Raw genomic sequence first — 26081 nt, 5'->3', positions numbered from 1 at the left:
GCGGTTTCGACGACGTTCGCACTCCGTTTCTTCGGCGCGGAGTTCGCCCTACGGGCCGAACCGCCGAACCCGCAGTTCCTCGAGCGAAACCGGATTGACGTAGGTACCGACCCGTTCCCGGTGCCACCACGCGTTCGTTTCGGCGCGTTCCTCGGGAGTCGTAAAGCGGTAGCGATAGCGAAGCACGCGGACGTGTTCGGGTGACTCGTCGGCGCCTTCGAAGGGGTCCTCGGCCAGCAGCGAGCGCGTGGGCTCGTCCTCCTCGAGCAGCCGTCGGAGGAGTCGCAACACCCACGGGCTGCGACGCGGGGTCGGCGACATCGCCGCGAACCAGAGCTGCCAGTCCAGCCGCAGGTGGTAGGGGGCGATCTGGGGTGGCCGTCGCTCGGGATCCGTCGGCTTCCCCCGGAACCGGTACGTTTTCCACTCCGTTACGTCCGTGACTCGCTCGTCGGTCGTCCCCTGGATCACGAGCTCGTAGCGGTCCCGCGTGACCGAACCGAACGCCCCGTAGGTGTTGACCAGGTGTAGCGGGTCGAACGCGGTGTTCATCGCCTGCTGCTCCGAGAGCATGTTCCGGACGGGGTAGAGACTCAGCGCGAGGACGACCACCGCCACCACGACGGCCGCGGCCTCGAGGTAGATCGGCGTCGCGGTCGTCGCCGGCGCCGTCACCGGGAGCAGCGCCTCGAGGACCCCGTCGCTGAAGGTGGCGATCGCCAGCACGATCGTCAGCGCGTTCAGCCAGGCGAAGTTCCCGGTGACCATCAGCCAGCCCTGAAAGCCGATCGTCGCCGCGCCGGCCAGCGCCGCGGCGGGCTGGGGCGCGAAGTAGAGAAACGGCACCGCGAGCTCGAGGACGTGGTTGCCGACGGTCTCGAGGCGGTGAAAGAGCTTCGAGCGGTGGTGGGCGTACCAGCTCACGGGATTCGGGATCGGCTGGGTCTCGTAGTGGTAGTCCAGACAGGAGAGGTCGCGCCAGCAGTCGTCGCCGCGGATCTTGATGAGCCCCGCGCCGAACATATTTCGGAAGAGCACCCACTGGAGCAGGAGGAAGACGACCGCGGGCGGGGCGGTCGAGCCGGCGCCGAGGAAGATCGCCAGGAAGCCGGTCTCGAGCAGCATCGACTCCCAGCCGTAGCCGTAGAAGAGCTGGCCGGCGTTGACGAAGGAGAGGTACAGCAGCCACAGCGTCGCCCACAGCGCCATCGAGACCGGCGTCGCGTACCCGTCCGGGAGCTGGTAGGGAACCGCGAACAGCGCCAGCGCGGAGAGGCCGACCCCGGTCCAGGCGGCGATCCCGATCGCGCGGTCGCTGGGGACGAGATAGAAGAGGCTCGGTCGTTCCTTGAACGAGGCACCCTCGCGGTACCACTCGAGGGGGAACAGGCCGTTTTCGCCGGCCAGCGGGCGAAACTGGACGGCGGCGACGAGGAAGGCGAGCAGATAGAGGAGCGCCAGCCCGCGCTGGAAGAGGAAGCGAACGAGCCAGAACTCCTCGCCGTGGAACACGTTCCGCCCTGAACGCGCGAACGGGCAAAGAGATACCGCCGGAACGGGCCGGCTTACTGCGGCGGGAGCCGGACGTGACCGAACCAGAACTCCTCGAGGCTCCTGATCATCGAGACGAGGTCGTCGGGGGCGATCGGCTTCGTGAGGTAGGCGTTGGCGGCGGCGCGGTAGCAGCTCTCGACGTCCTCGTCGGCGTCCGAACTCGAAAGGACGATCACCGGAAGCCGCTGAAGCGCCGGCGACGAGCGGATCCGCTCGAGGACGCTCTCCCCACTGGTGCCTGGTAGGTTCAGGTCCAGCAGGACGAGATCGGGAACCGCGTCCTTGTCGCCCCGTCGCTCGAGAACCGCCAGCGCCTCCTCGCCGGTCGTCGCCACGCGGAGGGTGTGATCGCCGTCGGCCTCGGCGAACGCCTCGCGGACGAGCCGAACGTCTCCAGGGTTGTCCTCGACCAGCAACACCTCTCGTGAAGGGGTCATCGCCGTCCTCGGACGGCCGTTCGCCAGCTTCCGTCCGCTGGTGTTTCGCGAGCGACCAACGCCCTCGTCCGTTGCGACCGCGATCCCCGAATCAATTTTCGCCGTGAGCGTACAGATAAAATAAACTCGAACCCGTCTGCCATTACTGAACTCCAGTACTTCGAACAGTTGAGGATACTGCTGCGTAGGCAGCATCCTTTTTGTACTAAGCTCACCGTGTCAGTCGACCATCGTATCACCGACGAGCCGCCGGAGCCCACGCTGCAACCGCGAGGAAACCGACTGGCGCGTGATGTCGAGTTCCGCGGCGAGCTCCGTCTGGGTGATCCGTCGCGGCGAGTCGAAGTAGCCCCGTTCGTAGGCCAGGAGCAACGCCTCGCGCTGGGCGGGCGTGAGGGCGTCGCTCTCGTCCGTGTGCGACGAGAGCGGCTGGAGCCGCGTGAGGTCGATCGGGATCGCCGCCTCGCGGCAGGCCGACTGGAACGTGGCGAGCGCCTCGCGGTCGTCGCCCCGGATCTCGACGGACCAGCGTCGCCTCGTGCCGACCGCGGAGACGAGGACGACCGGCGACTCGAGCAACACCGTCAGGAGGGTCTTCCGGTCGGGCTCCCACTCGACCCGCATCAGCGCCTCCTCGCCGACGGTTTCGACGACGCTGATCGCCCCGAGATCCGGGTGTGAGACCGCCGCCGGATCGAACGACTCGACGTTCGGACCGCGCAGCCAGAAGTAGGGTATCGTCTCCCCGTTCGTCGGGACGATCCGATCGAGTTCGACCATCGCGTCCGGGAGCTCCTCGAACACACACGTCAGCGGAAACCACTCCCCCGACACGTCGAAGGCGGCCTCGATCGCCATAATTCCCCCATACTTTCGCTGTAGTAAACTCTAGGGTCGGCAATAGTAACCCTCGCGTCCGCGAACGACTCGCCGACCGACGACGTGACCGCCGTTGCCGGTCGACTACGCCTCGAGTTGGATCTCGATCAGCGAGAGCTCGTCCGACGGGACGGCCTCCCGGAAGGTTCGCTCGATCTCGTCCCAGCCCTCGGGGCGGTAGGCGTCGATCCCGAAGCTCTCGGCGAACGCGACCAGATCCGGGTTCGAGAGCGCCGTGCCGGTGTACTCGCCGCGGTGTTCGACCTGCTGTTCGGAGATGAGCCCGTAGTCGTCGTCGACGAAGACGACGATGGTAAAGCCGCAGTCGAGCCTGCTCGCGGTCTCGATCTCGGCGGCGTTCATCAGGAAGCCGCCGTCGCCGGTGGCCGCGACGACGTTCGAATCGGTCGCGAGGTCGGCCGCGAGCGCCCCCGGGACCGCGATCCCCATGCTTGCCAGCCCGTTCGAGATCACGCAGGTGTTGGGTTCGTAGGTCGGATACGACTGCGCGATGGCCATCTTGTGGCTGCCGACGTCGGAGACGAGGACGTCCTCGTCGGCCGTCGCCTCCCGGAGCAGGGGGAGGGCGTTACGAACCGTCACCGGGTCGTCGTCCTCGGGCGCTCGAGTGGCCGCCTCCAGAATCCGATCGTGGGCGTCGCGACACCACAGCGAGCACGATTCCGGTGGGAGCCGATTGCCGATCGCCTCCAAGGTCGCGCCGACGTCGGCGACGATCTCGACGTCGGGGGTGTAGTGGCGGTAGACCTCCGCGGGCTCGTAGTCGACGTGCACGATCTGCTTCTCGCAGTCGGGGTTCCACCCCTCGGGGTCGTGCTCGGCGATGTCGTAGCCGACCGCGATCACGCAGTCGGCCCGCTCGATCGCCCGCGCGGCCTCGTCGTCGGGGCCGGAGTCGAGGGTCAGCAACGAGGCTGGCTCGCGGTCCGAGATCGCGCCTTTCCCCATGTAGGTTGCGACGACGGGCAGCTCGAGTCGGTCGACGAGCGCGCGGATGCCGTCCGCCGCCGGAGTGCGGACCGCGCCGTTACCCGCCAGCAGGAGCGGCCGCTCGGCGTCCTCGAGCAGCGTCGCGGCCCGCTCGACCGACGCGTCGTCGGGATCCGGGCGGCGGACCGAATCTCGGACGGGGATCGGTTCTTCGTCGATCTCCTCGCTCGCGACGTCCTCGGGAAACTCGAGGTGGGTGGCGCCGGGTTTCTCGAGTTCGGCGAGCTTGAACGCCTTGCGAACCGACTCGGGGACGATCTCGGGCTCGGCGATCTGGGCGTTCCACTCGACGATCGGTTCGAAGACGTCGACGACGTCGAGCGCCTGGTGGCTCTCCTTGTGGAGCCGTTCGCGCCCGCCCTGGCCGGTGATCGCCACGACGGGGCTCTTGTCGAGCTGGGCGTCGGCGACGCCCGTGATGAGGTTCGTCGCGCCGGGCCCGAGCGTCGAGAGACAGACCCCGGCGTCGCCGGTGAGTCGCCCGTAGACGTCGGCCATGAACGCCGCGCCCTGCTCGTGGCGGGTCGGGACGAACTCGATCGAGGAGTCGCGAAGCGAGAAGAGCAGGTCCTCGATCTCCTCGCCCGGGAGCCCGAAGACGTACTCGACGTCCTCGGCCTCGAGGCAGTCGACGAGTAGATCGGATGCTGTTGACACGACTCACTTGACTCGCCCGGGACGCATGAGTCTGATACCTTCGTGGGACGGCCGCCGGCTACTCGGTGTCGGGGACGTCGTCGTCCGCGCCGGCCGACTGGACCCAGACGGTCTTGCGGTTGACGAACTCGTGGATCCCCGCCTCGGCGAGCTCGCGGCCGTACCCCGAGGCCTTCACGCCCCCGAAGGGCAGGCGCGGGTCGGACTTGACGAGCTCGTTGACGAACACGCAGCCGGCCTCGACCTCGCGGGCGAGCCGTTCCCCGCGAGCGAGGTCCTCGGTCCAGACCGAGCCCCCGAGCCCGTAGCGGGCGTCGTTGGCGAGCTCGATCGCCTCGTCCTCGTCGTCGACCCGGAAGACGGCCGCGGCCGGGCCGAACACCTCCTCGTCGGCCGCGGGGCTGTCCCGCGGGGGCTCAGAGAGCACCGTCGGCGGGTAGTAGTGTCCCTCCCGGTCGAGGGGTTCGCCGCCGCACTCGAGGGACGCGCCGGCCTCGACGCTGTCCTCGACCTGCTCGTGGAGGTCCTCCATGAGGTCCTCGCGGGCCTGGGGACCGATGTCGGTGTCCGACTCGAGGGGGTCGCCGATCTCGAGGCTCTCCATCTCCGAGACGAATCGGTCGAGGAACTCGTCGTAGACCTCGTCGACGACGATGAAGCGCTTGGCCGCGATACAGGACTGCCCGGAGTTGATCGTCCGGGCCGTCGCCGCAGTCTCGGCTGCGGCCTCGATATCGGCGTCCGCACAGACGACGAACGGGTCGCTCCCGCCGAGCTCGAGGACGTGTTTCTTCAGCTCGCCGCCCGCTTGCTCGGCGACGGCGCGGCCGGCGCCCTCGCTGCCGGTGAGGGTGACGGCGTCGAGACGGTCGTCGGCGATCACGTCCTCGATCTCGTCCGAGCCGGCGAGCAGCGTCGAGAACACGCCCTCGGGGTAGCCCGCGTCCTCGAAGATCTCCTCGATCGCCAGCGCACACCCCGGAACGTTCGAGGCGTGTTTGAGCAGGCCGACGTTGCCCGCGGTCAGGTGGGGGGCGGCGAACCGAAACACCTGCCAGAACGGGAAGTTCCAGGGCATCACCGCGAGAACGGCCCCCAGCGGCTCGTAGGAGACGAACGTCCGCGAGTGGGGCTCGCTGCCCAGCGCCTCGTCGGCGAGGAACTCGTCGGCCCGCTCGGCGTAGAAGTCACAGACCCAGGCGCACTTCTCGAGCTCCGCGCGGGACTCGGCGATCGGTTTCCCCATCTCCTCGCTGATCAGCTCGGCGTACTCGTCCTCGCGCTCCCGGACGATCTCGCCGGCCCGCTCGAGCAGCTGCTGGCGCTCCGTGATCGGTGTTTCGGCCCACGACTCGAACGCGTCGTCCGCGCTCGCGAGGATCTCCTCGATGTCGTCCTCGTCGTGGTCGTCGTACGTTTCGAGTCGCTCGCCGGTCGCCGGATTGTGGCTGTCCATAGTAATCCCTGGGTCGCGTGCAGTCCTACCACGAGCACGCGCCCCAAAGACCTACGCCCGGCAGTCGAACCGTCGTCGACGGGAGTCGCGGCTGCAGCCGCCGCGGGCGCTCACTGCTCGAGCGACCGCGGCTCGGCCGGGATCGATCGGCTCCCCTGGGCGACCTCCAGGGCCGTCATCAGGTCCGTCCGCGAGAGCAGCCCCGCGAGCGAGCCGTCGTCGTCGACGACGAGGAGCCGTCCGATATCCTCGCGCTGGATCGTCCGCAGCGCGGTCGTCGCCTCGTCGCCGGGCGCGGCGGTGATGAGGTCGGTCGACATCACGTCCGCGACGACGGCGTCACCGTCGTCGGCCCGCTCCTGGAGGTCCTCGAGGGTGACGATGCCGACGAGCGCCCCGTCGTCGAGGACGGGGTAGCCGGTGTGGCGCTCGCGCATCATCCGCTCGAGGAGTCGATCGAGCGGGAACTCCGGCGTGACCGTATCGAGTCGCGCTGCGGGAGTCATCAGATCCGCGACGGACAACCCCTCGAAGGCGGTCTCGACGAAGATCTGCTGGGTTTCGCTCGAGGCGGCGATGTAGATGAAGAAGGCGATCGCGATCCAGAAGATGCTGAGGGTTATGATGCCGGCGAATCCCAGCAGGAGCGCGAACCCCTTCCCGACGCCGGCGGCGATCTGCGTCGCCTCCAGCCGCGATCGGTTCCGCGAGAGCAGCGCACGGAGCACCCGGCCGCCGTCCATCGGGAACCCCGGCAGCATGTTGAAGATCGCCAGTACGACGTTGAGTATCGCCAGGTAGCCGAGCACGAACAGCACCGCGGGCAGTTCGGCGGGCAGCAGGACGAAGCCGACGTAACAGACGACCCCGACCGCGACGCTGACGATCGGGCCCGCGATCGCGATGACGAACTCCTTGTGCCAGTCCTCGGGCATCTCGGCGAACTGCGCGAGTCCGCCCAGGAACCACAGCGTGATCGACTGGGTCTCGAGGTCGTAGCGGCGCGCGGCCAGCGCGTGACCCAGTTCGTGGAAGAAGACGCTGACGAACAGCCCCAGCGCGGCCGCCAGCCCGAGCAGCCACGGCGTCGCGCCGTCGGTCAGCGGGGCCGGATCGATCCCCGCGCCGAAGGTGTCGTTGAGCAACTCGACGGTGAGTTCCATCTGGACGCCGATGAGGTAGGCTAACAGCGGAACGACGAGGAGAAACGAGACGCCGAGCTTGATCGGAATGCCGAACGCCGAGCCGATACGGATACTGGCCATACTGGCGTTACGAACCGGAGCCTCTTCAGGCGATGTCCTGCATACGTCCCTCGGACCTCAGTCGGCGAGGCGACGCAGCGCCGCGCCCGCGGCCGCGACCACGATCCCCGCCGCTGCGATCAGTCCCAGTCCAGGGGCGTACGAGCCTGTCAGGTCGTGGCTCGTCCCGATCAGCACCGGGCCGAGGAAGCCGCCGATCTCGCCGACCGCGAAGATGAAGCCGACGGCGGTGCCCGTCAGCCGCGCGCCGATTCCCTCGAGCGCGGGCGGGATCGCTCGAACGAGCGGCGAGAGCCCGCCGACGCCGAGCCCGCCGACGACGATACTCGCCAGGAGCGCGATCCACATCCGATCGGCGAGCACGATACCGACCATCCCAACAAAGAACACGATGCCGCAGCCGATCAGCGCCGACGGACGAGCCTCGTAGCGGTCGGCCAGCGCCGGTACGGTAAAGATGCCGACGGCGTAGGCCGCGACGAAGAGGCTCGTCGTCTGGCCCGCGAGCCCGGGCGAGACGCCCCGGGCTTCGAGCACCGTCGGGAGCCAGCCCTGGATCCCGTGACTCGCCAGCAGGTACATCGTGCCGACGACGACCACGAGCTGGAGCTCCCGGTGGGTGAGGATCAGCCGGAGGTCCCGGCGGATCGACTCGAGCGGCGATCGGTCGCCGTGGTCGTTCTCGTTCGCGTCCTTTGCCGCGGCGCGGTCGTCGAGCCCCAATCGCCGGGCGATGAGATACCAGCCGAGCCCGTAGCCGATCGCGACGAGCCCGCTCCAGAGAAAGAGGGGACGCCAGCCGCCGAGCCACGGGCCGAGGATCGGCCGTCCGACCCCGAAGGCGAGCGCGGTCCCCGCCGACGCGCCGACGAGGTAGATCGAGGACGGAAACCCCGTTCGACTCGGCGGAAACAGCGTCGAGACGAGCTTCGGCAGGCCGAACGTGACGGCGGTCGCCCCGACCCCGAGCAGCAGGGTCAGCGCCAGCAACGACGGGAATCCCTCGGCGACGCTCCGGCCCGCCTGTGCGACGCCGAAGATCACCGCGCCGGCCGCGAGGCTCCGTCCGGGGCCGATCCGATCGACCGCCAGTCCCGAAAACAGCGCCAGCGGAATGTAGGTCAGCGGCACCGCGCCCGCGACGACGCCAGCCTGCGTACCCGACAGCTCGAGCTCCGCGATGATCGTCGAGAGGTACGCCGGCAGCGAGAACCAGACGAACATCAGGCAGGTGTAGGCGAGCGTCGCGGCGACGACGATCCCGTAGGTCCGTCGTCGCCCGAGGGTATCGTCGGCCATTCGTCCGCGAGATGCGGGCGTTCCGTCCTGTAGGTTGGCCTTGCCCCGCCCGGTTGCCGCTTCGCGGTTTCGAGGCGTACCCGAGAACGGCGACGACGCTCGAGCGCTACCGGTCGAGCAGCGGCCGCGAGGCGTTCGCGGCGACGAGCGACGCGGTCACCGCGAGCGCGGCCGCCGTCACCAGCGGGCTCAACAGTCCGGCCAGTGCGATCGGGATCGCGATCGCGTTGTACGAAAGCGCCAGCCAGAGGATCTGAGTGACGCGATCCCCTGCGGCTCGAGCGAGCGCGATCGCCCGCTCGACGCCGGCCAGGTCGTCCTCGAGGATCGCGAGGTCGGCGGCGTCGGCCGCGAGCGCGGTACCCCCGCCCAGCGAGATTCCCAGATCCGCTGCGGCCAGCGCGGGCGCGTCGTTGGTACCGTCGCCGACCATCGCCACCCGCCGGTCGGCCGCCAGCCGCTCGATCGCCGCGGTCTTGCCGGCCGGCGGGACGTCGGCGAAGACCTCGAGGTCGGCCCGACGCTCGAGGAACGCGCTCGCGGCCGTATCGTCGCCGGTGAGGACGACGACCTCGACGCCCGCGTCCTGAAGCCGGGTCAGGCTCTCGACCCACTCGCTGCGGGGCTCGTCGCCGACGACGACGAGCCCGCTCGCGCGGCCGTCGGCCCCGACGAGGACCGGGAGCCGACCGCCCCCGCGAGCCGTCGCAGCCCGCGAGGCGAGATCTCCCTCGAGCGTCCAGCCCCGTTCGCGGAACAGGTCCGGGTGGCCGACCAGCACTCGGCGTCCGTCGACGACGCCCTCGACGCCGGTCTCGTGGGAGTCGAACTCCCGGACCGTCGGCGGAGCGCCGGCACCGTCGTCGGCGGCCGTTTCCCCCGCGTCGGTTCCGTCCTCGCCGTCTTCGGAGTCGTTCCCGCGGGAGAAGGCGTCTCGGATCGCGCTCGCGGCCGGGTGAGCCGCCCGGTCCTCAAGCGCGCCCGCGGACCGGAGCAGCTCCGGCGGCGCGTCGGCCTCGAGCACCCGCATCTCGCCGGTCGTCAGCGTCCCGGTCTTGTCGAAGACGACGACGTCGACCTCCCGGAGCCGTTCGAACACCGTCTCGTCGAAGACGACGATCCCCCGATCCAGGGCCTCCTGAATGCTCGTCGCAACCGACACCGGGGCCGCGAGGCCGAGCGCCCACGGGCTCGCGACGATCGCGGTCGCCAGAACGGCCGTCACGGCCGTCGGCGCGTCCCAGCCCAGCGCGAGTGCGGCCGCGCCGACCCCCGCCACGGCGAGGGCGACCAGCGGGGTCGCGCGCGCGGCGAGCCGGTCGGCCCGCCGGCCGACCCCGTGGGTCGCGCTCTGGAGGTTCCAGACCGTCTCGGTGAGGTGCTCGAGGCTGCTCTCGGTTCTGTCGGCAGCGTCGACGACTGCCGCACCGGAGACGACGAGCGAGCCGCCGACGGCGTCGTCGCCCGCCCGCTTCGCCACCGGGAGCGACTCGCCGGTGACGACCGCCTCGTCGACCGTGCAGCTCCCCTCCGCAAGCCGGCCGTCGACCGGGATCCGCTCGCCTTCGCGGACGAGCAACCGATCCCCCGCGGCCAGCCGCTCGGTCGGCACCGTCCGGGTCGTGCCGTCGGCCTCGAGCAGGCGCGCCTCGCCGACGTCCGAGACGGTGAGGTCGGTGAGCCGGGCCAGCGCCCGCCGTTTGACCGTCGCCTCGTAGAACAGCGCCGCCATCACCGTCGCGGCGACCAGGATCGTCAAGTCGTAGTAGACGTCGTTGCGTCCGAGCGCGAGCGCGACGGTGCCGTAGGCGAAGGCGGCGACGACGGTGACGGCGGCCAGCAGCTGGGTGTTCGGCCGGCGAAGCTTCAGGCTGACGTAGGCGCCCCGAAGCAGGGGCATCCCGCTCAGGTAGAGGACGGCTCCGGTGACAACCAGAAACAGCGGAAGCAGTACCAGCCCGTCGAGCGTGGCGAACATCCCCTCGTAGGGCGCGAGAAACCGCCAGTCGACGACCTCCGCGAGGTAGACGGGGTAGAGGATCGTGACGTACGGCACCAGCAGAAAGGAGCCGAAGACGACCCCGACGACGTAGCGCATCTCGAGGACGTCCTCCGTGCGCCGCTTACGCAGCCCCGTCATCTCCCGGGAGCGGTGGGTGGTCTCGCTCGAGTCGTTCCCGTCGGCCCCGCGGTCTCCGTTGGCTCTCCGGCCCCCGGCGTTCTCGGTCGTCGAGTTCCCGCCGGCGATCCCCTCCCTGCGGTAGGCCGTGTACCCGGTCGTGGTCAGTGCTGATCTGATCTCGTCGGCCGAGGTCAGCGCGGGATCGTAGTCGACCCGCACCGTCTCGGTGACGTAGCTCGCGGTCGCCTCGAGGACGCCCTCGTGGCCCTCGGCGACGGACTCAAGGTAGGCCTCGCAGAGCGCGGAGTACATCCCGTCGATCCGGAAGAACGCTCGAGCGGCGCTGTCATCGTCGAGCGCGGTGTCGTCGCTCGAGCCCGTCGCGTCGGCGGGTCGCTCGTCCGTGCCGTCCTCGGGCGGCTCGCCGAGGCTCTCGTGGATCTCCCGACAGCCCCTCGAGCAGAACCGCTTGCCGCCGTCGATGTCGGCGCCACAGAGCCGACAACTGCTCGTCTCCGCGCGGGTATCGGACACGTCTTTTCGTAAGACGACGGAGGACTATAACGGTGCTCGGTGGCGGAACCGAGAGGGGTGCGGACGAAGCGAAGAGCCGTCATCATCCGGAGAGTTATCAATAGCACATAGCGCGAACGCCGTACAGGCCGGGCTCAGTTTGTAAAGCGTAGTGATCGATCAGCACGGGAAGTCGTGTCACTGATACGGATTGCTGTACCGACGTAGGCTCAACCGCGACCCGGGCCGCGATTGTGGCGGAACTGACGTCCAGCAAACCGTATGAAACGGGGCTGCTTTCGGCATGCGAACCGTTCGACCGACGAGTGACGGGAACGTGACGACGAGGCTATCGATGCGGTACTGTTCGATCTCGAAGTGCCGAACAGTACGGGAAACCGTCCGAACACGGTCCTTATCCGAGTCGAGGGTCTTTGGCAAATACATGAGTGATCGGGCCGGGTCTTCCGAAACGACGTTCTGGGGAGAGATGGATGACACCGAGGCCCTCCAGCACTATCGTACCCTCGTCGAGACGATCGACGATGGGATCTATCGACTCGACGTCGACGGCCACCTCGTCTCGGTAAACGACGTCATCGTCGAGGTATCCGGATACACACGAGAGGAACTGCTCGGCGAACACGTGTCCGTGCTCTTCGGCGGCGACAGTGGGACGATCGAACGCGAGATCGACCGTCTCCGAGCGAACGACTCCGGGCGAAGCGAGCCGCTCGAGCTCACCCTGGAAACCGCCGAAGGGGAACAGATTCGCTGTGAAATGCGGATGAACGTGATCGACGCGGGTGATCCCGTACGGGGAACAGTCGGAACCGTTCGCGAAACTGACGAACGTAACCAGGCGGAAACGGAAACCACCGAAGCGACCTTTCGCCGACTGTTCGAGAACGTCCCCGGCAACTATCTCATCGTACAGCCCGGCGACTACGAAGCCGTGGCTGTGAGCGATGCATATCTGGACGCGACGATGACCGATCGGGCGGAGATCCTGGGTAAGTCGCTGTTCGAGATCTTTCCGAACAATCCCGACGATCCAGCCGAAGGCGTCGAGAACCTGCGCGAGTCGCTCGAGAGAGTAGCGGAGACCGGAGAGGCCGACGTTATGCCGGTGACGCACTATCCGATCCCCGACCGCACGTCCGACGGCGACGAGTTCGAAGAGCGCTGGTGGAGCCCGAGCAATTCGCCCGTGTTCACCACGACGGGCGAGATCGATTACATTATCCACAGCGTCGAGGACGTCACTCCGATCGTCCAGGAACTCCAGGCCGACGGCGAGCAGGAGCTGCTAGAGGAACCCGACACGGCGGAGTCACAGCTCGCGTCGGATATCGTGCTGCGCGGACAGGAGCTACTACAACAAGCAAAACGAGAGGCGTACGAACAACTGCGCGAGAGCGAGGAACGCTTTCGGGCGTTGGTCACCACCACGTCGGATGCGGTGTTCAGTACGAACGCAGACTGGAGCGAGGTGCACAGTTTGGAGGGGTCGGATTTCCTCGCGGGCATCGACGAGCAAGGGCCGTCGTGGGTCGAAGAATACGTTCCGCCCGAAGACCAGTCGCGCGTTCAAAAAAACATTGGCGAAGCCATTCGCACGAAAAGCAGCTTCGAGTTGGAACACCGAGTCGTTCGCAAAGACGGCACAGTTGCCTGGATCGTCTCGCGCGCTACGCCGCTCCTGGATGAGAACGGCGAAATCACTCGATGGTTGGGTACGGCGAACGACGTAACCGAGCGGGTTGAACGCGAGCGTTATCTCGAGGATGCAAAGGAGCGGCTGGAAGCGGCGGCAGAAGCCGGCGCTGTCGGAACCTGGGAGTGGAACATTCCCGATGACCGGATGGTCACGGGTGCGTCGTTCGCCAAGAAGTTCGGGATCGATCCCGAGGCGGCCACCGAGGGCGTCTCGTTCGACCGGTTCATCTCGGCCATCCACGAGGACGATCGCGAGCGGGTCGAACGGAAGATCGAGGACGCTATCGAATCGGGCGAAGAGTACAAAGGGGAGTACCGCGTGCGGGACGACGACGACAACCTCCGGTGGGTCGTTGCGCGCGGCCACATCGAGTACGACGACGACGGTACTCCGGTGTCGTTCCCCGGCGCCCTGGCCGATATCACCGAGCGCAAGCAGTTCGAGCGACGACTCGAGGTGTCCAACGAGCACCTCGAACAGTTCGCCTACGCCGCCAGCCACGACCTCCAGGAACCCTTGCGGATGGTTTCGAGCTATCTCCAACTCATCGAGCGCCGATACAAGGACGATCTCGACGACGACGGTGAAGAGTTCCTCGAGTTCGCCATCGACGGTGCCGACCGGATGCGCGACATGATCGAGGGGCTACTCGAGTACTCCCAGGTCGATACGCAGAGCGATTCGGTCGAATCAATCGATCTGAATGCCGTCCTCGAGGATGTGCTCGAGGATCTCCACGTTCGGATCGTCGAAAGCGATGCCGAAGTTACGGTCGAGGATCTTCCGCGTCTCGAGGGCGATGCCAGCCAGCTTCGACAGCTGTTTCAGAATTTGCTCGACAACGCCATCACCTACAGCGGAGACGAGCCGCCGCGGATTCGCGTGAGCGCCGACCGGAGACACAACGACTGGGTGATTTCAGTCGACGACGAGGGGATCGGGATCGATTCCAAGGATCAGGACCGTATCTTCACGGTATTCGACCGCCTCCACAGTCACGGGGCGTACGAGGGGACTGGTATCGGGCTGGCGCTCTGTCAGCGTATCGTCGAGCGCCACGGGGGCGAGATCTGGGTCGACTCCGAACCCGGTGAGGGAGCGACGTTCTCGTTTACGCTCAGAGCCGGAAGCGAACGCGATCCGCGTACCGTTGTGGGCGACCACCACTCGTTTTAGGTACTATACCCTCACTCGAGCTGTACATGACGTGAGTTTTGGGCGCCCTCCAAACGACGAAACCGTCTCCGATCTACCGTTAGAGATACCCCAGATCCGCCAGCCGCTCCTTGGTTCCGGCCTGCATCTCGACCTCCCCGCCCGCCTCGGACGCCTCGAGCGAGTCGAAGTGCTCCTCGAGTCGCGCCCGTAGCTCCCGAGCGCGCTCGGGACGGTCGGCCGCGAGGTCGGTCCGCTCGTCGGGATCGCCCTCGAGCTCGTGGTAACGCTCGAAGCCGTCGTCGCCGCGGACGTACTTCTCGTCGCGGGTGTGGATCGCCCGGAGCCGGCGGTCGAACGCCCGAACGCGGTCGGGAATCTCGTCGAACCGGGCCTCGAGGCGATCGATCGAGGGCTGGGGGGCGGCGTACTCGGCGAAGATAGCGTCCCGTCGCTCGCCGTCGCTATCGGGATGGAACGACCGACCGTGACCCTGCTCGAGCAGTTCCGGATCGTCGATCCCGACCGTCTCGAGCAGCGTCGCGGGGAGGTCGAGCAGCTGGACCAGCTCCCGCCGTTTGCCGCCGCCGGTGAAGGGACCGCCGTGGCAGACCAGCGGAACGTTGATCAGGGTGTCGTAGAGGTTGTACTGGTGGCCGAAGAAGCCGTGCTCGCCGATGTGCTCGCCGTGGTCGCCACAGACGACCAGCAGGGTGTCCTCCCACTCGCCGGCCGCCTCGAGCGATTCGCGAAGCCGAGCGAGCTGGTCGTCGACGTAGGCCAGCTCGGCCTGATAGAGCCCGCGGAGGAGTCGAAACTCCCGTTCGGTGAGGTCGTAGTCCTCGCAGTCGAAGGCGCGCGGGTCCTGTCGGATCGCGGTCGCCTCCTCGTAGCTCGCTCCCTCGGGGAGGAAGCGCTCGGCGTACTCCCGCGGCGGGTCGTACTCGACGTGGGGCTCGATGAAGTTACAGAACAGGAAGAAGGGGTCGTCGCCCCGACTCTCGAGCCAGTTGCCGATCCAGTCGACCGACCGCGAGGCGCCGTCGTCGCCGGTCGGCTGGAACACCTCGCTGTAGAGGACGTTCGCCGCGTTGACGAGGGGGTTACCCTCGAACAGCCGATCGCGGGTCGCCTGGAGCTTTTCGCGGGCGTCCTCGCCCCTGACGACGGCGCCCATGTCGGTGTCGGACTGGATGTACTGCCAGCCCTTCCGGAGGTCGTCGAACCCGCGGTCGAAGCCGAACTCCTCGGTGATCCAGGTGTTGTTCGAGACGCCGACCGTCTCGTACCCGCCCGCCGAGAATGCCTCCGCCAGCGTCCGAAGATCGTCGTCGAGGAACGTGTGCCCGCCGTGGGCGCCGTGCTCGGACGGGTAGCAGCCGGTGAACATCGAGGCGTGAGACGGCAGCGTCCACGGCGCGGTCGCGAACGCGTTCTCGAAGCTCGTCCCCTCTTCGGCGAGTGTCGTCAGCGTCGGTGCCGTCTCCGGGCCGACGCTTTTCGCTCGAGCGGTGTCGAGAACGACGAGAACGACGTTCCGAACGTTAGTGTGTGACTCTCCGTCACGCTCGTTGGGTTCGCTCATGATAGATCACCTCCGCCTCTCGTCGGGAAGGCGCCAGACCCGGCTAATGCAGGGGATTCAGGGATTCGGATCGGGTCGAGTGACCGTCTCCGTCGGCGACCGATCAGGCCGTCGCCGGCCCAATGTTTACTCCCTCCGGTTACGTACGCCGGAGCCATGGCCCCGCCGAACATCGTCTTGATGCACTGCCACGACCTGGGGCGCTACCTCGGCTGCTACGGTGCGGCCGTCGACACGCCACGGATCGACGGGCTCGCCGACGAGGGAGTCCGCTTCGACCGTCACTTCGTGACGGCCCCGCAGTGCTCGCCGAGTCGCTCGAGCCTGATGACCGGACGCCATCCCCACCAGAACGGGATGCTCGGGCTCGCCCACGGCGACTGGGAGATCGGTCCCGACGAACGCCTGCTCCCGCAGCTGCTCGGTGATGCCGGCTACGAGACCCACCGGTTCGGACTTCAGCACATTACCGAGTACCCCGATCGGCTCGGCTACGACCGCGAACACGTCGAGGAGCCGCTGCGGGTGAACACGCCACCGTCGGTCCACGAGACCGCTCGCGCCCGCGAGGTCGGCGAGGAGGTCGCGTCGGTGCTCTCGGCGGGCGAGCACGACGCTCCCTTCTTTGCCTCCGTCGGCTTCTTCGAACTCCACCGGGTCGAGGAGGAGGACGGGTTCGGTTTCGAGGCCGATCGCTACGAGACGCCCGACCCGGAGCGCGTCGAGCCGCTGCCGTTTCTCCCCGACCGACCGGGGATTCGCAGCGACATTGCCGAAGTACAGGGGATGCTCGAGGCGCTCGACGACGGCGTCGGGACGGTGCTCGACGCCCTCGAGGAGGCGGGCCTCGCCGAGGATACCCTCGTCGTCTTCACGACCGAACACGGGCTGGCGTTCCCTCGGGCGAAGGGCTGCTGTTACGACGCCGGCATCGGCGCCGCGCTGGCGATGCGGTATCCGGACGAGTTCGAGCCGGGCGTCGTCGACGACCTCGTCAGCAACGTCGACGTCTTCTCGACGCTGCTCGAGTTCGCCGGAACAGAGAGTCCCGAGAACGTCGCCGGACGGAGCTTTCGCAGCCGTCTCGTCGACGAATCCGACGGAAGCGAGGGCCAGTACGAACCTCGGGAGCGGCTGTTCGCGGGGATGACCTGGCACGACCGCTACAACCCGGTGCGGGCCGTCCGCACGGACCGCTACAAGTACGTCCGTAACTTCTGGCACCTGCCCGGCGTCTACCTCACCCGCGACATCTACGAGAGCGCCGCCGGCAGCGAGGTTCGCGAGGAGTACTACTGCGAGCAACGCCCCTACGTCGAACTGTACGACCTCGAGACCGACCCCCATGAGCGGGAGAATCTCGCCGAGGATCCCGACCACGAGGACGTCAGGAGCCGACTCCGGGACGAGCTCATCGGGTGGATGCTCGAGACCGACGACCCGCTGCTCGAGGGACCGGTCCGACCCAGCGACTGGGACGCGATCCACCCCCAGATCGAGAGCGAACCCGAGCAGGACGGACCGTAGTCCGGGTCCGTCGAGACCGGAACCGAACCCCTATCAACCGAACCCGTTTAGTCGCTACGCAGCGACACACGGACGTGACAGACGAACCGAGCGGTGCCGACGACCCCTACCGCGTCGCCGAGATGACCTGGCGGGAGATCGAGACGGCTCTCGAGTCCACGTCGACGCTGTTGCTCCCGGTCGGCACGACCGAGCAACACGGCCATCACCTGCCGCTGGGGGTCGACGTCTACATGCCCGAGGCGATCGGCGAACGCGTCGCCGAGCGCAGCTCCACGCTGCTGGCGCCGCCGATCTGGTACGGCGTCAGTCCCCACCACACGTTCAAGCCAGGCACGTTCACGCTCTCCTCCGAGACGTTCCGACGCTACGTCACCGACGTCTGTGCCTCCGCGGGCCGCTGGGGGATCGAGAACGTCGTCCTGCTCAACGGCCACTACCTCGCCCAGGATCCCGAACTCGAGATCGTCGTCCGCGAACTGCGGACCGAGCACGGAATCGAGGCGTTCCACGCGCCGCTGGTCGACCTGTTCGCGGAGGTCGCCGAAGAGATCCGTACCGGCGAGGTCTCCTTTCACGCCTCGGAGTTCGAGACCAGCATCATGCTCGAGCTCCTCCCGAAGCTCGTCGATATGGACGCTGCCGAGCGCGTCGACCCGCCCGCGGAGTCGCTGCCGCTTACGGAGTACGACGCCCTCGGCGACAACAGGGTCGGCTGGTCGCTCACCGCCGGCGATATGGACGAACTGACGCCTACCGGAAACATCGGCGATCCGACCGTCGCGACCGCAGGGAAGGGCGCGGCGCTCGTCGACGCTGCCGTCTCCGAGCTGTGTCGGCTGGTCGACGCCCTCGAGGACGACTGATCCCGTCCGTCAGCCGTACTGTTCCTCGAGGTAGTCGACGATCGCCTCGCTCTCGGAGAACGCTTCGTTGCGGTCCGTATCGACGAGGTAAGGGATCTCGTCGTCGCCGAGTTCGGTCAATTCGTGGTAGGTCCGCTCGTTGAGCACGTCGCCGCCCTCGTCGCCGGGGAGGCGCGGATTGTGGACGACGTACGAGCAGCCGAGTTCGGTGAGCGTCTCGCGAACTTCGGCGCTGTGCGGGCAGCCCTCGGCCTGGTACAGTTCGAGCATCTCGTGAACGAGTTGCCGAACCGGCGGGGTAAGGGTTCAGCCGGCGAGTGGAGGGGCGGACGATCGAACGGCTCGAGCCACCGGCGTCGGGTTCGACGAGGCTAACACCCCGGAACCGCTGGATCCAGTCGATGGAACTGCGCGCGTTCCGGATCGCCTACGACGGCAGCGACTACTACGGCTTCCAGCGCCAGCCCGACGTGCCGACCGTCGAGGGCGCGCTCTTCGACGCACTCCGGGCCCACGGTGTCCTCGAGTCCGACGCGAGAAAACCCGCCGGCTACGCCGCAGCGGGACGAACCGACGCCGGCGTCTCCGCGCTCGCCCAGACGATCGCCCTCGAGGCGCCCGACTGGCTGACGCCGCGGGCGTTCAACGGGGAGCTCCCGGCCGACGTGCGGGCGTGGGCGGCCGCCGCCGCACCCAAGGGGTTCCACGCGACCCACCACGCGACCCGACGCGAGTACACGTATCACCTGTACGCACCGCCTGCAAACCGCCGTGAGGAGAACGAGCCGGCTCGAGCCGCCGTCGACGACGACCGCTTTCGAGCCGCCTGCGACGCGCTGTCGGGCACGCACGACTTCCACAACCTCACGCCCGACGACCGTAATACGGAGCGGGCGCCGACGCTCGAGGCGACGCGGGACGGCGACTACCTCGTCGTCACCGTTTCGGCCGGCGGCTTCGCCCGCGAGCTCGTTCGGCGGCTCGTCTCGCTCGCCGAGTCGGTCGGAACGGGCGAGCGATCGTTCGACGACCTCGAGCGCGCGCTCGAGCCCGAGTCGCTGCCCGGCCACGAGGGGATCGCGCCCGCCCCGCCCGAACCGCTCGTGCTCGCCGGCGTCGACTATCCGGATCTCGGGTTCGACGTCGACGAGGACGCCGCGGCGAGCGCTCGAGCGGTGTTCGACGCCCACCGGGTCGAGCGCCGGACCGGGTCGCGGGTTGCGGGACAGCTCCGGGACGGTCTGCGATAACTCCCGTTCGACCCTGCGCGGGGGAGCGTTTTTGCCCCCCCGCGTTCGATCGACGGCACATGGAGCTCTCTCCCGAGGAGTACGGCGCCTACTGGCGCGCGTCGATCTACGTCGCCGCGGGCGTCGTCCTCGTTTTCCTGAGCTATCGGTTCGTCATCTCGACGCTGTTCGCCCAGTCGGAGGGCGGTCCGATCGCGATCGGCCTGTTTCTGTTCGGGACGCTGACGTTCGCAGGCTGCTTTGTCGCCATGCTGGGCGTCGCGCGGGTCGTCCGAACTGCCGTCGACGCGGAGATGCGAGGGTGAGAACGAAACCGCTCGAGGGCCGTCACCTGACGAGCGCTTCGGGCTCGGTTCGATCCTCCCGGGAGACCACGTACCGAGCGACCTCACGCTGGGTGTGTTTTTCCACGAGATGATCCTCGAGTCCGCGATCTAACTCCAGAACCTCCTCGCAGACCGGACACGTAACTGGTGGATCGAATGTCATGTTCTCCTTCAATATTTGCCAACTGCGGACAAACCGCTACAGCCTGCATATGCTCGCCCGCCGAAGCGGGTCGGCTACTCCCACGCCGACGGCCAGACCTCGGCCGCCCGCATTCCGGGGACGTAGTTCTGGTCCTCGAAACGCTCCCGAAGTTCGTCGGCCGCAATTCGCGGGACCTCAGCCCCAGTCAGCTCCCGGACCAGCAGTGCGATCAGCATGGCGTGTTCGCGCAGGTTCCGCGGTTCGACCTTGTCTCTGGTGTCGGCTGCGGTGTGACCCCAGCCCCGCCCTCGCTCGCCGCCGTCGGCCGGCTCGCTGTGGAGCTGCAGCGAGGGGACGCCCGCACGCAGGAACGGCCAGTGGTCGCTGAACGGGTGGGGATCCCGGTCGTGAACGATCGGCTGATTGACTGACTCGGCCACGTCCTCGGCGAGCTCCGCCAGCGGCTTCGAGGCGTGAGAGAGCGCCTGCAGATTCCGGAATCGGCCGGCACCGTCGACGTTGACGACCGCCCGGACCGACTCGAGGTCCAGCTCGTCGGCCAGGGCCTCGGCGCCCAGCAGCCCGATCTCCTCGCAGCCGACGCCGGCGAGCCGAACCCGACGCTCGAGGTCGCCCTCGAGATCGGCGAGGATCGCCGCGGCGCCCGCGACGGTCGCGATCCCGCAGCCGTTGTCCAGCGCCCCTTCGGCGATGTCGTGGGCGTCGTAGTGAGCCAGGACGAGGATCTCCTCGTCGGTCTCCGGACCGAGGGTCCCGTGGACGTTCCGGCTCGTTCCGTCGGTCGTCGAGGCGTCGACGCGCAGTCGAGCTCGAGCGTCCCGCGTTGCGTACTCGACGAGCCAGTCGTGTGTCTCGGCGCTGACGCCGACGCCGGGGATCGCGGCCTCGGCGTCGAACTTCAGCGCGCCCGTCGGCGGGAGCTGGCCGGGGACGTGATTGGCGAAGACGAAGGCCTCGGCGCCCGCGGCGACCGCGTGACCGAACTTCTCCATCCGATGGACGAACCGTCGATCCGAGGGCGTCGTCGTGCTCGCGACCGCGATCGCGCCCCGCAGATCGGCCTCGTCGATCTCATCGGGGGTGCCGTAGCCGACGTCGACCAGCGGCCCCTCGAGGTCGCCCGGCGGACAGTACGGCAGGGCGATCGCCTCGAAGCTGCGCTCGGTTGCGGGAGCGTCCGTCCCGTCGTCATCGACGCCGGTGACCGCGAACTCGGTCGTCCCCCGCTGCCAGCGTCGCATCGAAAACTCGTCGGTCCGAACGTCGGCGACCCCTGCCTCCTCGAGGCTGTCGCGGACGAACGCTGCGGCTCGCCGTTCGCCCGAGGAGCCGCCCATTCGATCCGGCAGGGCGGTCAGTCGACTCAGCAGGTTCCAGGTTCGGTCGTCGGCCCACGCGCGGCCGAGCGCTCGCTCGAGGGTCAGGTCGCGCTCGCGAGTCGTCGATCCGCCGGTATCGTCCATACCCCGCCGTTTCGCGGCGACGATCAAAAGCCGTCGGGTGGTCGACGCGGGGCTTCGATACGCTTTACCAGCTTCATTCCGAACGTTCGTCCATGAGTTCCGTTCCAGAGCGCTCCGAGATCGACGAGCAGTACACGTGGGATCTCGAGAGCATCTACGCGACCGACGACGACTGGGAGGCCGCCTACGAGGCGGTCGCCGAGCGCGTCGACGAACTCGCGGACTACGAGGGGGAGGCGACCGACGACGCCGAAACGCTGTACGCCGTCCTCGAGCTTCGCAACGAGATCATGCGGGAGGTCGCGACGGTCTTCTCGTACGCCCGAATGCGACGCGACGAGGATACGACCGACCAGGAGTACCAGGCGATGACCGCCCGGGCGCAGTCGCTCGCGGCCGACGCCCAGTCCGCGGCGTCGTTCATCGAACCCGAACTCCAGGCGCTGACTCGCGAAGAGTTCGACGCGATGGTCGACGACGTTCCCGAACTCGAGACCTACGACCACTACGTCGACGACGTGTTGCGGATGAAACCCCACACGCGATCGGCCGAGGTCGAGGCCCTGCTGGCGGATCTGAGTGAGGTGACGGGAGCGACGGGGGAGGTGTACAACATGCTCTCGAACGCGGATATGTCGTTCCCGACGGTCGAGGATCCCTCGGGCGAGCCCGTCGAGATCACCCAGAGTAACTTCACGAACCTGCTCAAGCGCCCCGATCGCGAGTTCCGACGCGAGGTCTACGAGGCCTACTTCGAGGAGTGGAGCGACGTCCGCAACACCGTCGCCGCCTCCTACAAGAACAGCGTCAAGGCCGACGTCAAGATGGCTCAGGCCCGCGACTACGACACCGCCCGCGAGGCCGCTCTCGACGGCCCGAACGTTCCCGTCGAGGTCTACGACACGCTCGTCGACAGCGTCAACGACAACCTCGAGAAGCTCCACCGTCACGCCGAACTCAAACGCGAGGCCCTTGAGGTCGAGGAGCTGCAGATGTGGGATCTGTACATGCCCCTGACCGCCGACGAGGGGCCCGACATCGAGTACGATCAGGCCGCAGAGTACGTCGTCGACGCCCTCGAACCCCTCGGGGAGGAGTACCAGTCCCGCGTCGCCGAGGGCCTCGAATCGCGGTGGGTCGACGTCTACGAGAACGAGGGCAAGCAGGCGGGTGCCTACTCGGGCGGTACGTACGACACCCAACCGTTCATCCTGATGAACTACCAGGACGACATCGCCTCGATGTACACCCTGGCACACGAGCTGGGACATTCGATGCACTCCGAGCTCGCCAAGGAGGAACAGCCCTACGTCTACTCGGACTACGAGATCTTCGTGGCCGAAGTCGCGAGTACGGTCAACGAGGCGCTGCTGACGAATCACTTGCTCGAGACCGTCGAGGACCCCCACTTCCGCAAGCACGTGCTCAACGAGTTCTTAGAGCGAGTGCGCTCGACGCTGTACCGACAGACCCTGTTCGCCGAGTTCGAACACGAGGCCCACCGTCTCGAGGAGCAGGGCGAGCCGCTCACCGCCGACCGCCTCGACGAGATCTACGGGGGGCTCAAGGAACGCTACTACGAGCCCGCCGAGACCGACGACCGCATCGCCCGCGAGTGGATGCGCATCCCCCACTTCTACCGGGCGTTCTACGTCTACCAGTACTCGACGGGGATCTCCGCCGCGCTGGCGATCGTCGACGGCATCGACGAAAACGGCGACGAGGCCGCCGACGACTACCTCGACTTTCTCCGGCGGGGCTCCCGGGAGTACCCCCTCGAGCTCCTGCGGATCGCCGGCGTCGACATGAGCTCCTCCGAACCCGTCGACCGCGCGCTCGAGACCTACGGCCGACGGCTCGAGCAGCTCGAGGAGTTGCTGGCGTAGGCCGTTTTCGACGCTATCGTTCGGTTCGAAGATCGAGCCGGAGGTACGCGACTCCGATAGCGACCAGTACCGCCCCGAAGCCGACGGCGAGTATCTCGCCGGCGAAGAGTCCGTAGCCGACCAGCGCGATCCCGGCGACGCCGTGCGAGGCGACGATCAGCGGTCGCCGACGTTCCCGATTCACGCTTCGACCCAGACGGTCCGACCCGTTATATCGTTCGTCCTCGAGATGCGACGAGCCGGCGCGAGCGGGTGTCCGTTCGCTGTCGTCGAAGCCACCGAAAGAGCGATACGATCGCCGGGAGATGCTACGGGCGAATGCGAGAGACCATCGTCGATCGCCTCCGGCAACCGGAGTACACCGGCGAGAACCGGTGTACGCCGTGTACGGTACTCAACCTCGCCATCACCGGCGCGATCGGGGCGGCCGTCGCACGCAGGTCCAGAATCGCGGGCGCGGCCGTCGTCGGCGCGTCGGCCGCCGCGATCTACCTCCGCGGGTATCTCGTCCCCGGAACCCCCGAGCTGACCAAGCGGTACCTTCCGGAGCGGGTGCTCCGACTGTTCGGCAAGGCGTCGGAGCCCGAGATCCGCGGCGGGCTCGTCGCGCGTGAGTCGCGAGCCGACGAGGTGGGTGCGGAGGAGATCGATCTCGAGGGCGACGCCGACGAACCGGATGCGGATTCCGGGGGCGGGTCCTCGGTCGACGAGACCGGAGACACAGCCGACCGTCCGCAACCCCCCGAACCCGAGACCTACTTCCTCGAGGAGGGGATCGTCGAACCCTGCGAGGAGATCGACGACCTCTGTCTGACCGAGTCGTTCGAGAGCGCCTGGAGCGACGAGATCGATCACCTCGATACCGACGCGCTCGAGGGGACCGACGCCGCGAGAGCCCTCGGATTCGACGCCGAGGAGGGTGCGTTCGAGATCACCGGCCACGGCGGCGACGCGCGCACGCTCCGGCGAGACGGGCGGCTGCTCGGCAAGTGGCCCTCGCGGGCCGCCCTCGTCGCCGACGTCACCGCCGCCCGCGTCCTCGAGTCGTGGGACGACGACTGGACGGCCTACGACCCGCGGGCGAGGGGCGAACTGCTCAACAGCCTGCGGCTGTTCCTCGAGACCTGCCCGACGGCTGGGGGCGAGGTCGTCATGGGCGAGGAAACCGTCGAGTCCTGCTGTCGCTCCCACGACGTCATCGCGATCACCTGCGCCGAAACCGACGAGCGACTGTTCGAGTACCCCGTCTCCGAACTCGAGCTCGAGTAACGGGGTGTTGATTCGAGCGCGGATACCGTCGTGTCCGCCCTCGGGCGACGGAATTCGCCGCACAATCCCACCGCGACCCAAAGGCACATTTATCGTCGAAAACTAATCGACCTATAACAGATGTCTCGAAGCCCGTCTATCCCCGACCGACCACACCGCGAGATCGACCCCGATCTCCCCGACGACGAGCGGCTCGATGCGCTTCGCGACCACTTCGAGGATCTCGTCGACATCAACGAGCAGCTCACGGAGCAACTCGACGAGGCCGAGGGCCGCAGACAGCGCCTCCAGGAGAAGGCAAACCGGGTCGAACGCGAGAACGAGACGCTGAAGAGTTCGTCGCTGTACATCGCGACCGTCGAGGACGTGATCGACGAGGAAGTCATCGTCAAACAGCACGGCAACAACCAGGAGGTTCTGACCGACGTTTCCCCGCGGCTGCTCGAGCGCGTCGAGGCCGGCGACCGCGTCGCCGTCAACGACTCCTTCGGGATCCAGACGATCCTCGAGGCCGAGACCGACGCCCGCGCCCAGGCGATGGAGATCACCGAGCGGCCGGAGGTCGACTACACCGACATCGGCGGGATCGACGAGCAGGTCCAGGAGGTCCGCGAGGCCGTCGAGCAGCCCCTGACGAACCCCGAACTGTTCGAGGAGGTCGGCATCGACCCGCCAAGCGGCGTGCTCCTACACGGTCCGCCCGGCACCGGGAAGACGATGCTCGCCAAAGCCGTCGCCAACGAGACCGACGCCACGTTCATCAAGATGGCCGGCTCGGAACTGGTCCGCAAGTTCATCGGCGAGGGCTCTCGGCTCGTTCGTGACCTCTTCGAGATGGCCCGCGAACGCGAGCCAGCCATCATCTTCATCGACGAGATCGACGCCGTCGCCACCACCCGAACCGAGTCCAAGACGTCGGGCGACGCCGAGGTCCAGCGGACGATGATGCAACTGCTCAGCGAGATGGACGGCTTCGAGGCTCGCGGCGAGATCCGCATCATCGCCGCGACCAACCGCTTCGACATGCTCGACCGCGCGATCCTCCGTCCCGGTCGATTCGACCGGCTCATCGAGGTCCCCGAACCCAGCCAGGAGGGTCGCGAGCAGATCCTCGCGATCCACACCCGCGGCATGAACGTCGACGACGAGGTCGACTTCGCCGCGCTGGCCGAGGAGACCGACGGCTACTCCGGCGCCGAGATCGAGAGCCTCGCGACCGAGGCCGGCATGTTCGCGATCCGGAACGAGCGCGAGGAGGTCCGTCAGCAAGACTTTCTCGACGCCTTGGAGAAGATCGAGGAGGACGACTCGAGCGACGTGATCTCGTCGGCGGGCTACTTCTACCAGTAACGCGAAGTTTTGCTCTACGGGTGCGCCGAAGGCGCACCCTCGGCAAAATCTTCAAAAGAGTGCGAAGCGCCCTTTTGGACTGGGCGATTCCCGCGGAATCGCTTGCAGTCGGCGCGAAGTCGTTCGAAACGGCGAAGCCGTTTCGTGATGCCACAAATCTTCGATTTTTGAGCACGCCGACGACCTCGCGGGATCAAAGATCCCGCTCAGATTCGATTAAAAGCACTCCTCTTTCCTCTCCGCTCGCTTCTCGCTCCAAGTTAATCGTCGGCCCGCTCGCAGCCGACGACTGCTCGCGGTGAGTGTCGTGAACCGCCTGCCCTTT

At 67.5% G+C, this 26081-nt stretch carries 21 protein-coding genes; 8 read left to right on the top strand and 13 right to left on the bottom strand.

Features of this window, described 5'->3' with window-relative positions:
• Positions 1 to 48: 48 nt before the first annotated feature.
• The 8 genes from ACFEMD_RS00650 to ACFEMD_RS00615 form a co-directional block, all read right to left on the bottom strand.
• Positions 49 to 1512, bottom strand: a complete 1464-nt coding sequence (locus ACFEMD_RS00650; protein ID WP_394738952.1) for a lipase maturation factor family protein — start codon at positions 1510 to 1512, stop codon at positions 49 to 51.
• A 53-nt stretch (positions 1513 to 1565) separates the two neighbouring features.
• Positions 1566 to 1991 (bottom strand): response regulator, encoded by a 426-nt coding sequence (locus tag ACFEMD_RS00645; RefSeq protein ID WP_394738951.1) that lies wholly within the window; start codon positions 1989 to 1991, stop codon positions 1566 to 1568.
• Positions 1992 to 2210: 219 nt separating this feature from the next.
• A complete protein-coding gene (locus tag ACFEMD_RS00640) occupies positions 2211 to 2849 on the bottom strand; it encodes a helix-turn-helix domain-containing protein (RefSeq protein WP_394738950.1) in 639 nt (212 codons plus the stop codon).
• A gap of 105 nt (positions 2850 to 2954) precedes the next feature.
• Complete coding sequence (locus ACFEMD_RS00635; protein ID WP_394738949.1) at positions 2955 to 4538, bottom strand: acetolactate synthase large subunit; 1584 nt, start codon at positions 4536 to 4538, stop codon at positions 2955 to 2957.
• 58 nt (positions 4539 to 4596) lie between these two features.
• Positions 4597 to 5994, bottom strand: coding sequence for an NAD-dependent succinate-semialdehyde dehydrogenase (locus tag ACFEMD_RS00630; RefSeq protein WP_394738948.1), 1398 nt, complete (start codon positions 5992 to 5994; stop codon positions 4597 to 4599).
• Positions 5995 to 6104: 110 nt separating this feature from the next.
• A complete protein-coding gene (locus ACFEMD_RS00625; RefSeq protein ID WP_394738947.1) occupies positions 6105 to 7259 on the bottom strand; it encodes a CBS domain-containing protein in 1155 nt (384 codons plus the stop codon).
• A 57-nt stretch (positions 7260 to 7316) separates the two neighbouring features.
• Positions 7317 to 8558: an MFS transporter gene (locus ACFEMD_RS00620; protein ID WP_394738946.1), complete on the bottom strand. Its 1242-nt coding sequence runs from the start codon at positions 8556 to 8558 to the stop codon at positions 7317 to 7319.
• Positions 8559 to 8664: 106 nt separating this feature from the next.
• Entirely contained in the window at positions 8665 to 11214 is a 2550-nt protein-coding gene (locus ACFEMD_RS00615; RefSeq protein ID WP_394738945.1) for a heavy metal translocating P-type ATPase, read from the bottom strand.
• 424 nt (positions 11215 to 11638) lie between these two features.
• On the opposite strand from ACFEMD_RS00615, the gene ACFEMD_RS00610 reads away from it, so the two are divergent.
• Positions 11639 to 14089, top strand: coding sequence for a PAS domain-containing sensor histidine kinase (locus ACFEMD_RS00610; protein ID WP_394738944.1), 2451 nt, complete (start codon positions 11639 to 11641; stop codon positions 14087 to 14089).
• A gap of 79 nt (positions 14090 to 14168) precedes the next feature.
• Here ACFEMD_RS00610 and ACFEMD_RS00605 read toward each other — a convergent pair whose 3' ends face one another.
• Complete coding sequence (locus ACFEMD_RS00605) at positions 14169 to 15653, bottom strand: sulfatase family protein (RefSeq protein WP_394738943.1); 1485 nt, start codon at positions 15651 to 15653, stop codon at positions 14169 to 14171.
• 156 nt (positions 15654 to 15809) lie between these two features.
• Here ACFEMD_RS00605 and ACFEMD_RS00600 point away from each other — a divergent pair, with 156 nt between their 5' ends.
• Both ACFEMD_RS00600 and ACFEMD_RS00595 read left to right on the top strand, forming a co-directional pair.
• Positions 15810 to 17180: a sulfatase family protein gene (locus ACFEMD_RS00600; RefSeq protein ID WP_394738942.1), complete on the top strand. Its 1371-nt coding sequence runs from the start codon at positions 15810 to 15812 to the stop codon at positions 17178 to 17180.
• Positions 17181 to 17254: 74 nt separating this feature from the next.
• A complete protein-coding gene (locus tag ACFEMD_RS00595) occupies positions 17255 to 18046 on the top strand; it encodes a creatininase family protein (protein ID WP_394738941.1) in 792 nt (263 codons plus the stop codon).
• 9 nt (positions 18047 to 18055) lie between these two features.
• Here ACFEMD_RS00595 and ACFEMD_RS00590 read toward each other — a convergent pair whose 3' ends face one another.
• Complete coding sequence (locus tag ACFEMD_RS00590; RefSeq protein ID WP_394738940.1) at positions 18056 to 18316, bottom strand: glutathione S-transferase N-terminal domain-containing protein; 261 nt, start codon at positions 18314 to 18316, stop codon at positions 18056 to 18058.
• Positions 18317 to 18447: 131 nt separating this feature from the next.
• Here ACFEMD_RS00590 and truA point away from each other — a divergent pair, with 131 nt between their 5' ends.
• Both truA and ACFEMD_RS00580 read left to right on the top strand, forming a co-directional pair.
• A complete protein-coding gene (gene truA / locus ACFEMD_RS00585) occupies positions 18448 to 19296 on the top strand; it encodes a tRNA pseudouridine(38-40) synthase TruA (protein WP_394738939.1) in 849 nt (282 codons plus the stop codon).
• Between the two features lie 59 nt (positions 19297 to 19355).
• Positions 19356 to 19601: a hypothetical protein gene (locus ACFEMD_RS00580; RefSeq protein ID WP_005553210.1), complete on the top strand. Its 246-nt coding sequence runs from the start codon at positions 19356 to 19358 to the stop codon at positions 19599 to 19601.
• A gap of 22 nt (positions 19602 to 19623) precedes the next feature.
• On the opposite strand, the gene ACFEMD_RS00575 is transcribed toward ACFEMD_RS00580, so the two are convergent.
• Positions 19624 to 19785: a hypothetical protein gene (locus tag ACFEMD_RS00575; RefSeq protein ID WP_394738938.1), complete on the bottom strand. Its 162-nt coding sequence runs from the start codon at positions 19783 to 19785 to the stop codon at positions 19624 to 19626.
• Between the two features lie 74 nt (positions 19786 to 19859).
• Positions 19860 to 21251, bottom strand: coding sequence for a M28 family peptidase (locus ACFEMD_RS00570; RefSeq protein ID WP_394738937.1), 1392 nt, complete (start codon positions 21249 to 21251; stop codon positions 19860 to 19862).
• A 92-nt stretch (positions 21252 to 21343) separates the two neighbouring features.
• Between ACFEMD_RS00570 and pepF the strand changes: the two genes are divergently transcribed.
• On the top strand, positions 21344 to 23137 hold the full coding sequence (pepF, locus tag ACFEMD_RS00565; RefSeq protein WP_394738936.1) for an oligoendopeptidase F: 1794 nt from the start codon (positions 21344 to 21346) through the stop codon (positions 23135 to 23137).
• A 13-nt stretch (positions 23138 to 23150) separates the two neighbouring features.
• On the opposite strand, the gene ACFEMD_RS00560 is transcribed toward pepF, so the two are convergent.
• A complete protein-coding gene (locus ACFEMD_RS00560; protein ID WP_394738935.1) occupies positions 23151 to 23321 on the bottom strand; it encodes a hypothetical protein in 171 nt (56 codons plus the stop codon).
• Between the two features lie 134 nt (positions 23322 to 23455).
• Here ACFEMD_RS00560 and ACFEMD_RS00555 point away from each other — a divergent pair, with 134 nt between their 5' ends.
• Both ACFEMD_RS00555 and pan2 read left to right on the top strand, forming a co-directional pair.
• Positions 23456 to 24406 (top strand): hypothetical protein, encoded by a 951-nt coding sequence (locus ACFEMD_RS00555; RefSeq protein ID WP_394738934.1) that lies wholly within the window; start codon positions 23456 to 23458, stop codon positions 24404 to 24406.
• A gap of 120 nt (positions 24407 to 24526) precedes the next feature.
• Positions 24527 to 25756: a proteasome-activating nucleotidase Pan2 gene (gene pan2 / locus ACFEMD_RS00550; protein WP_394738933.1), complete on the top strand. Its 1230-nt coding sequence runs from the start codon at positions 24527 to 24529 to the stop codon at positions 25754 to 25756.
• The last annotated feature ends 325 nt before the right edge of the window (positions 25757 to 26081 follow it).

The organism is Natronococcus roseus (assembly GCF_043677095.1).
In the GTDB taxonomy this organism is placed as follows: domain Archaea; phylum Halobacteriota; class Halobacteria; order Halobacteriales; family Natrialbaceae; genus Natronococcus; species Natronococcus roseus.
This window is presented reverse-complemented; position numbering and strand designations above follow the sequence as displayed.

What these genes read in the sequence shown, in the direction of transcription:
- pepF (WP_394738936.1), top strand. Translation starts at nt 21,344, where the DNA reads ATGAGTTCCGTTCCAGAGCGCTCCGAGATCGACGAGCAGTACACGTGG.
- ACFEMD_RS00630 (WP_394738948.1), bottom strand. Translation starts at nt 5,994, where the DNA reads ATGGACAGCCACAATCCGGCGACCGGCGAGCGACTCGAAACGTACGAC.
- pan2 (WP_394738933.1), top strand. Translation starts at nt 24,527, where the DNA reads ATGTCTCGAAGCCCGTCTATCCCCGACCGACCACACCGCGAGATCGAC.
- ACFEMD_RS00610 (WP_394738944.1), top strand. Translation starts at nt 11,639, where the DNA reads ATGAGTGATCGGGCCGGGTCTTCCGAAACGACGTTCTGGGGAGAGATG.
- ACFEMD_RS00620 (WP_394738946.1), bottom strand. Translation starts at nt 8,558, where the DNA reads ATGGCCGACGATACCCTCGGGCGACGACGGACCTACGGGATCGTCGTC.
- ACFEMD_RS00645 (WP_394738951.1), bottom strand. Translation starts at nt 1,991, where the DNA reads ATGACCCCTTCACGAGAGGTGTTGCTGGTCGAGGACAACCCTGGAGAC.
- ACFEMD_RS00605 (WP_394738943.1), bottom strand. Translation starts at nt 15,653, where the DNA reads ATGAGCGAACCCAACGAGCGTGACGGAGAGTCACACACTAACGTTCGG.
- ACFEMD_RS00570 (WP_394738937.1), bottom strand. Translation starts at nt 21,251, where the DNA reads ATGGACGATACCGGCGGATCGACGACTCGCGAGCGCGACCTGACCCTC.
- ACFEMD_RS00640 (WP_394738950.1), bottom strand. Translation starts at nt 2,849, where the DNA reads ATGGCGATCGAGGCCGCCTTCGACGTGTCGGGGGAGTGGTTTCCGCTG.
- ACFEMD_RS00580 (WP_005553210.1), top strand. Translation starts at nt 19,356, where the DNA reads ATGGAGCTCTCTCCCGAGGAGTACGGCGCCTACTGGCGCGCGTCGATC.
- truA (WP_394738939.1), top strand. Translation starts at nt 18,448, where the DNA reads ATGGAACTGCGCGCGTTCCGGATCGCCTACGACGGCAGCGACTACTAC.
- ACFEMD_RS00600 (WP_394738942.1), top strand. Translation starts at nt 15,810, where the DNA reads ATGGCCCCGCCGAACATCGTCTTGATGCACTGCCACGACCTGGGGCGC.
- ACFEMD_RS00555 (WP_394738934.1), top strand. Translation starts at nt 23,456, where the DNA reads ATGCGAGAGACCATCGTCGATCGCCTCCGGCAACCGGAGTACACCGGC.
- ACFEMD_RS00590 (WP_394738940.1), bottom strand. Translation starts at nt 18,316, where the DNA reads ATGCTCGAACTGTACCAGGCCGAGGGCTGCCCGCACAGCGCCGAAGTT.
- ACFEMD_RS00625 (WP_394738947.1), bottom strand. Translation starts at nt 7,259, where the DNA reads ATGGCCAGTATCCGTATCGGCTCGGCGTTCGGCATTCCGATCAAGCTC.
- ACFEMD_RS00575 (WP_394738938.1), bottom strand. Translation starts at nt 19,785, where the DNA reads ATGACATTCGATCCACCAGTTACGTGTCCGGTCTGCGAGGAGGTTCTG.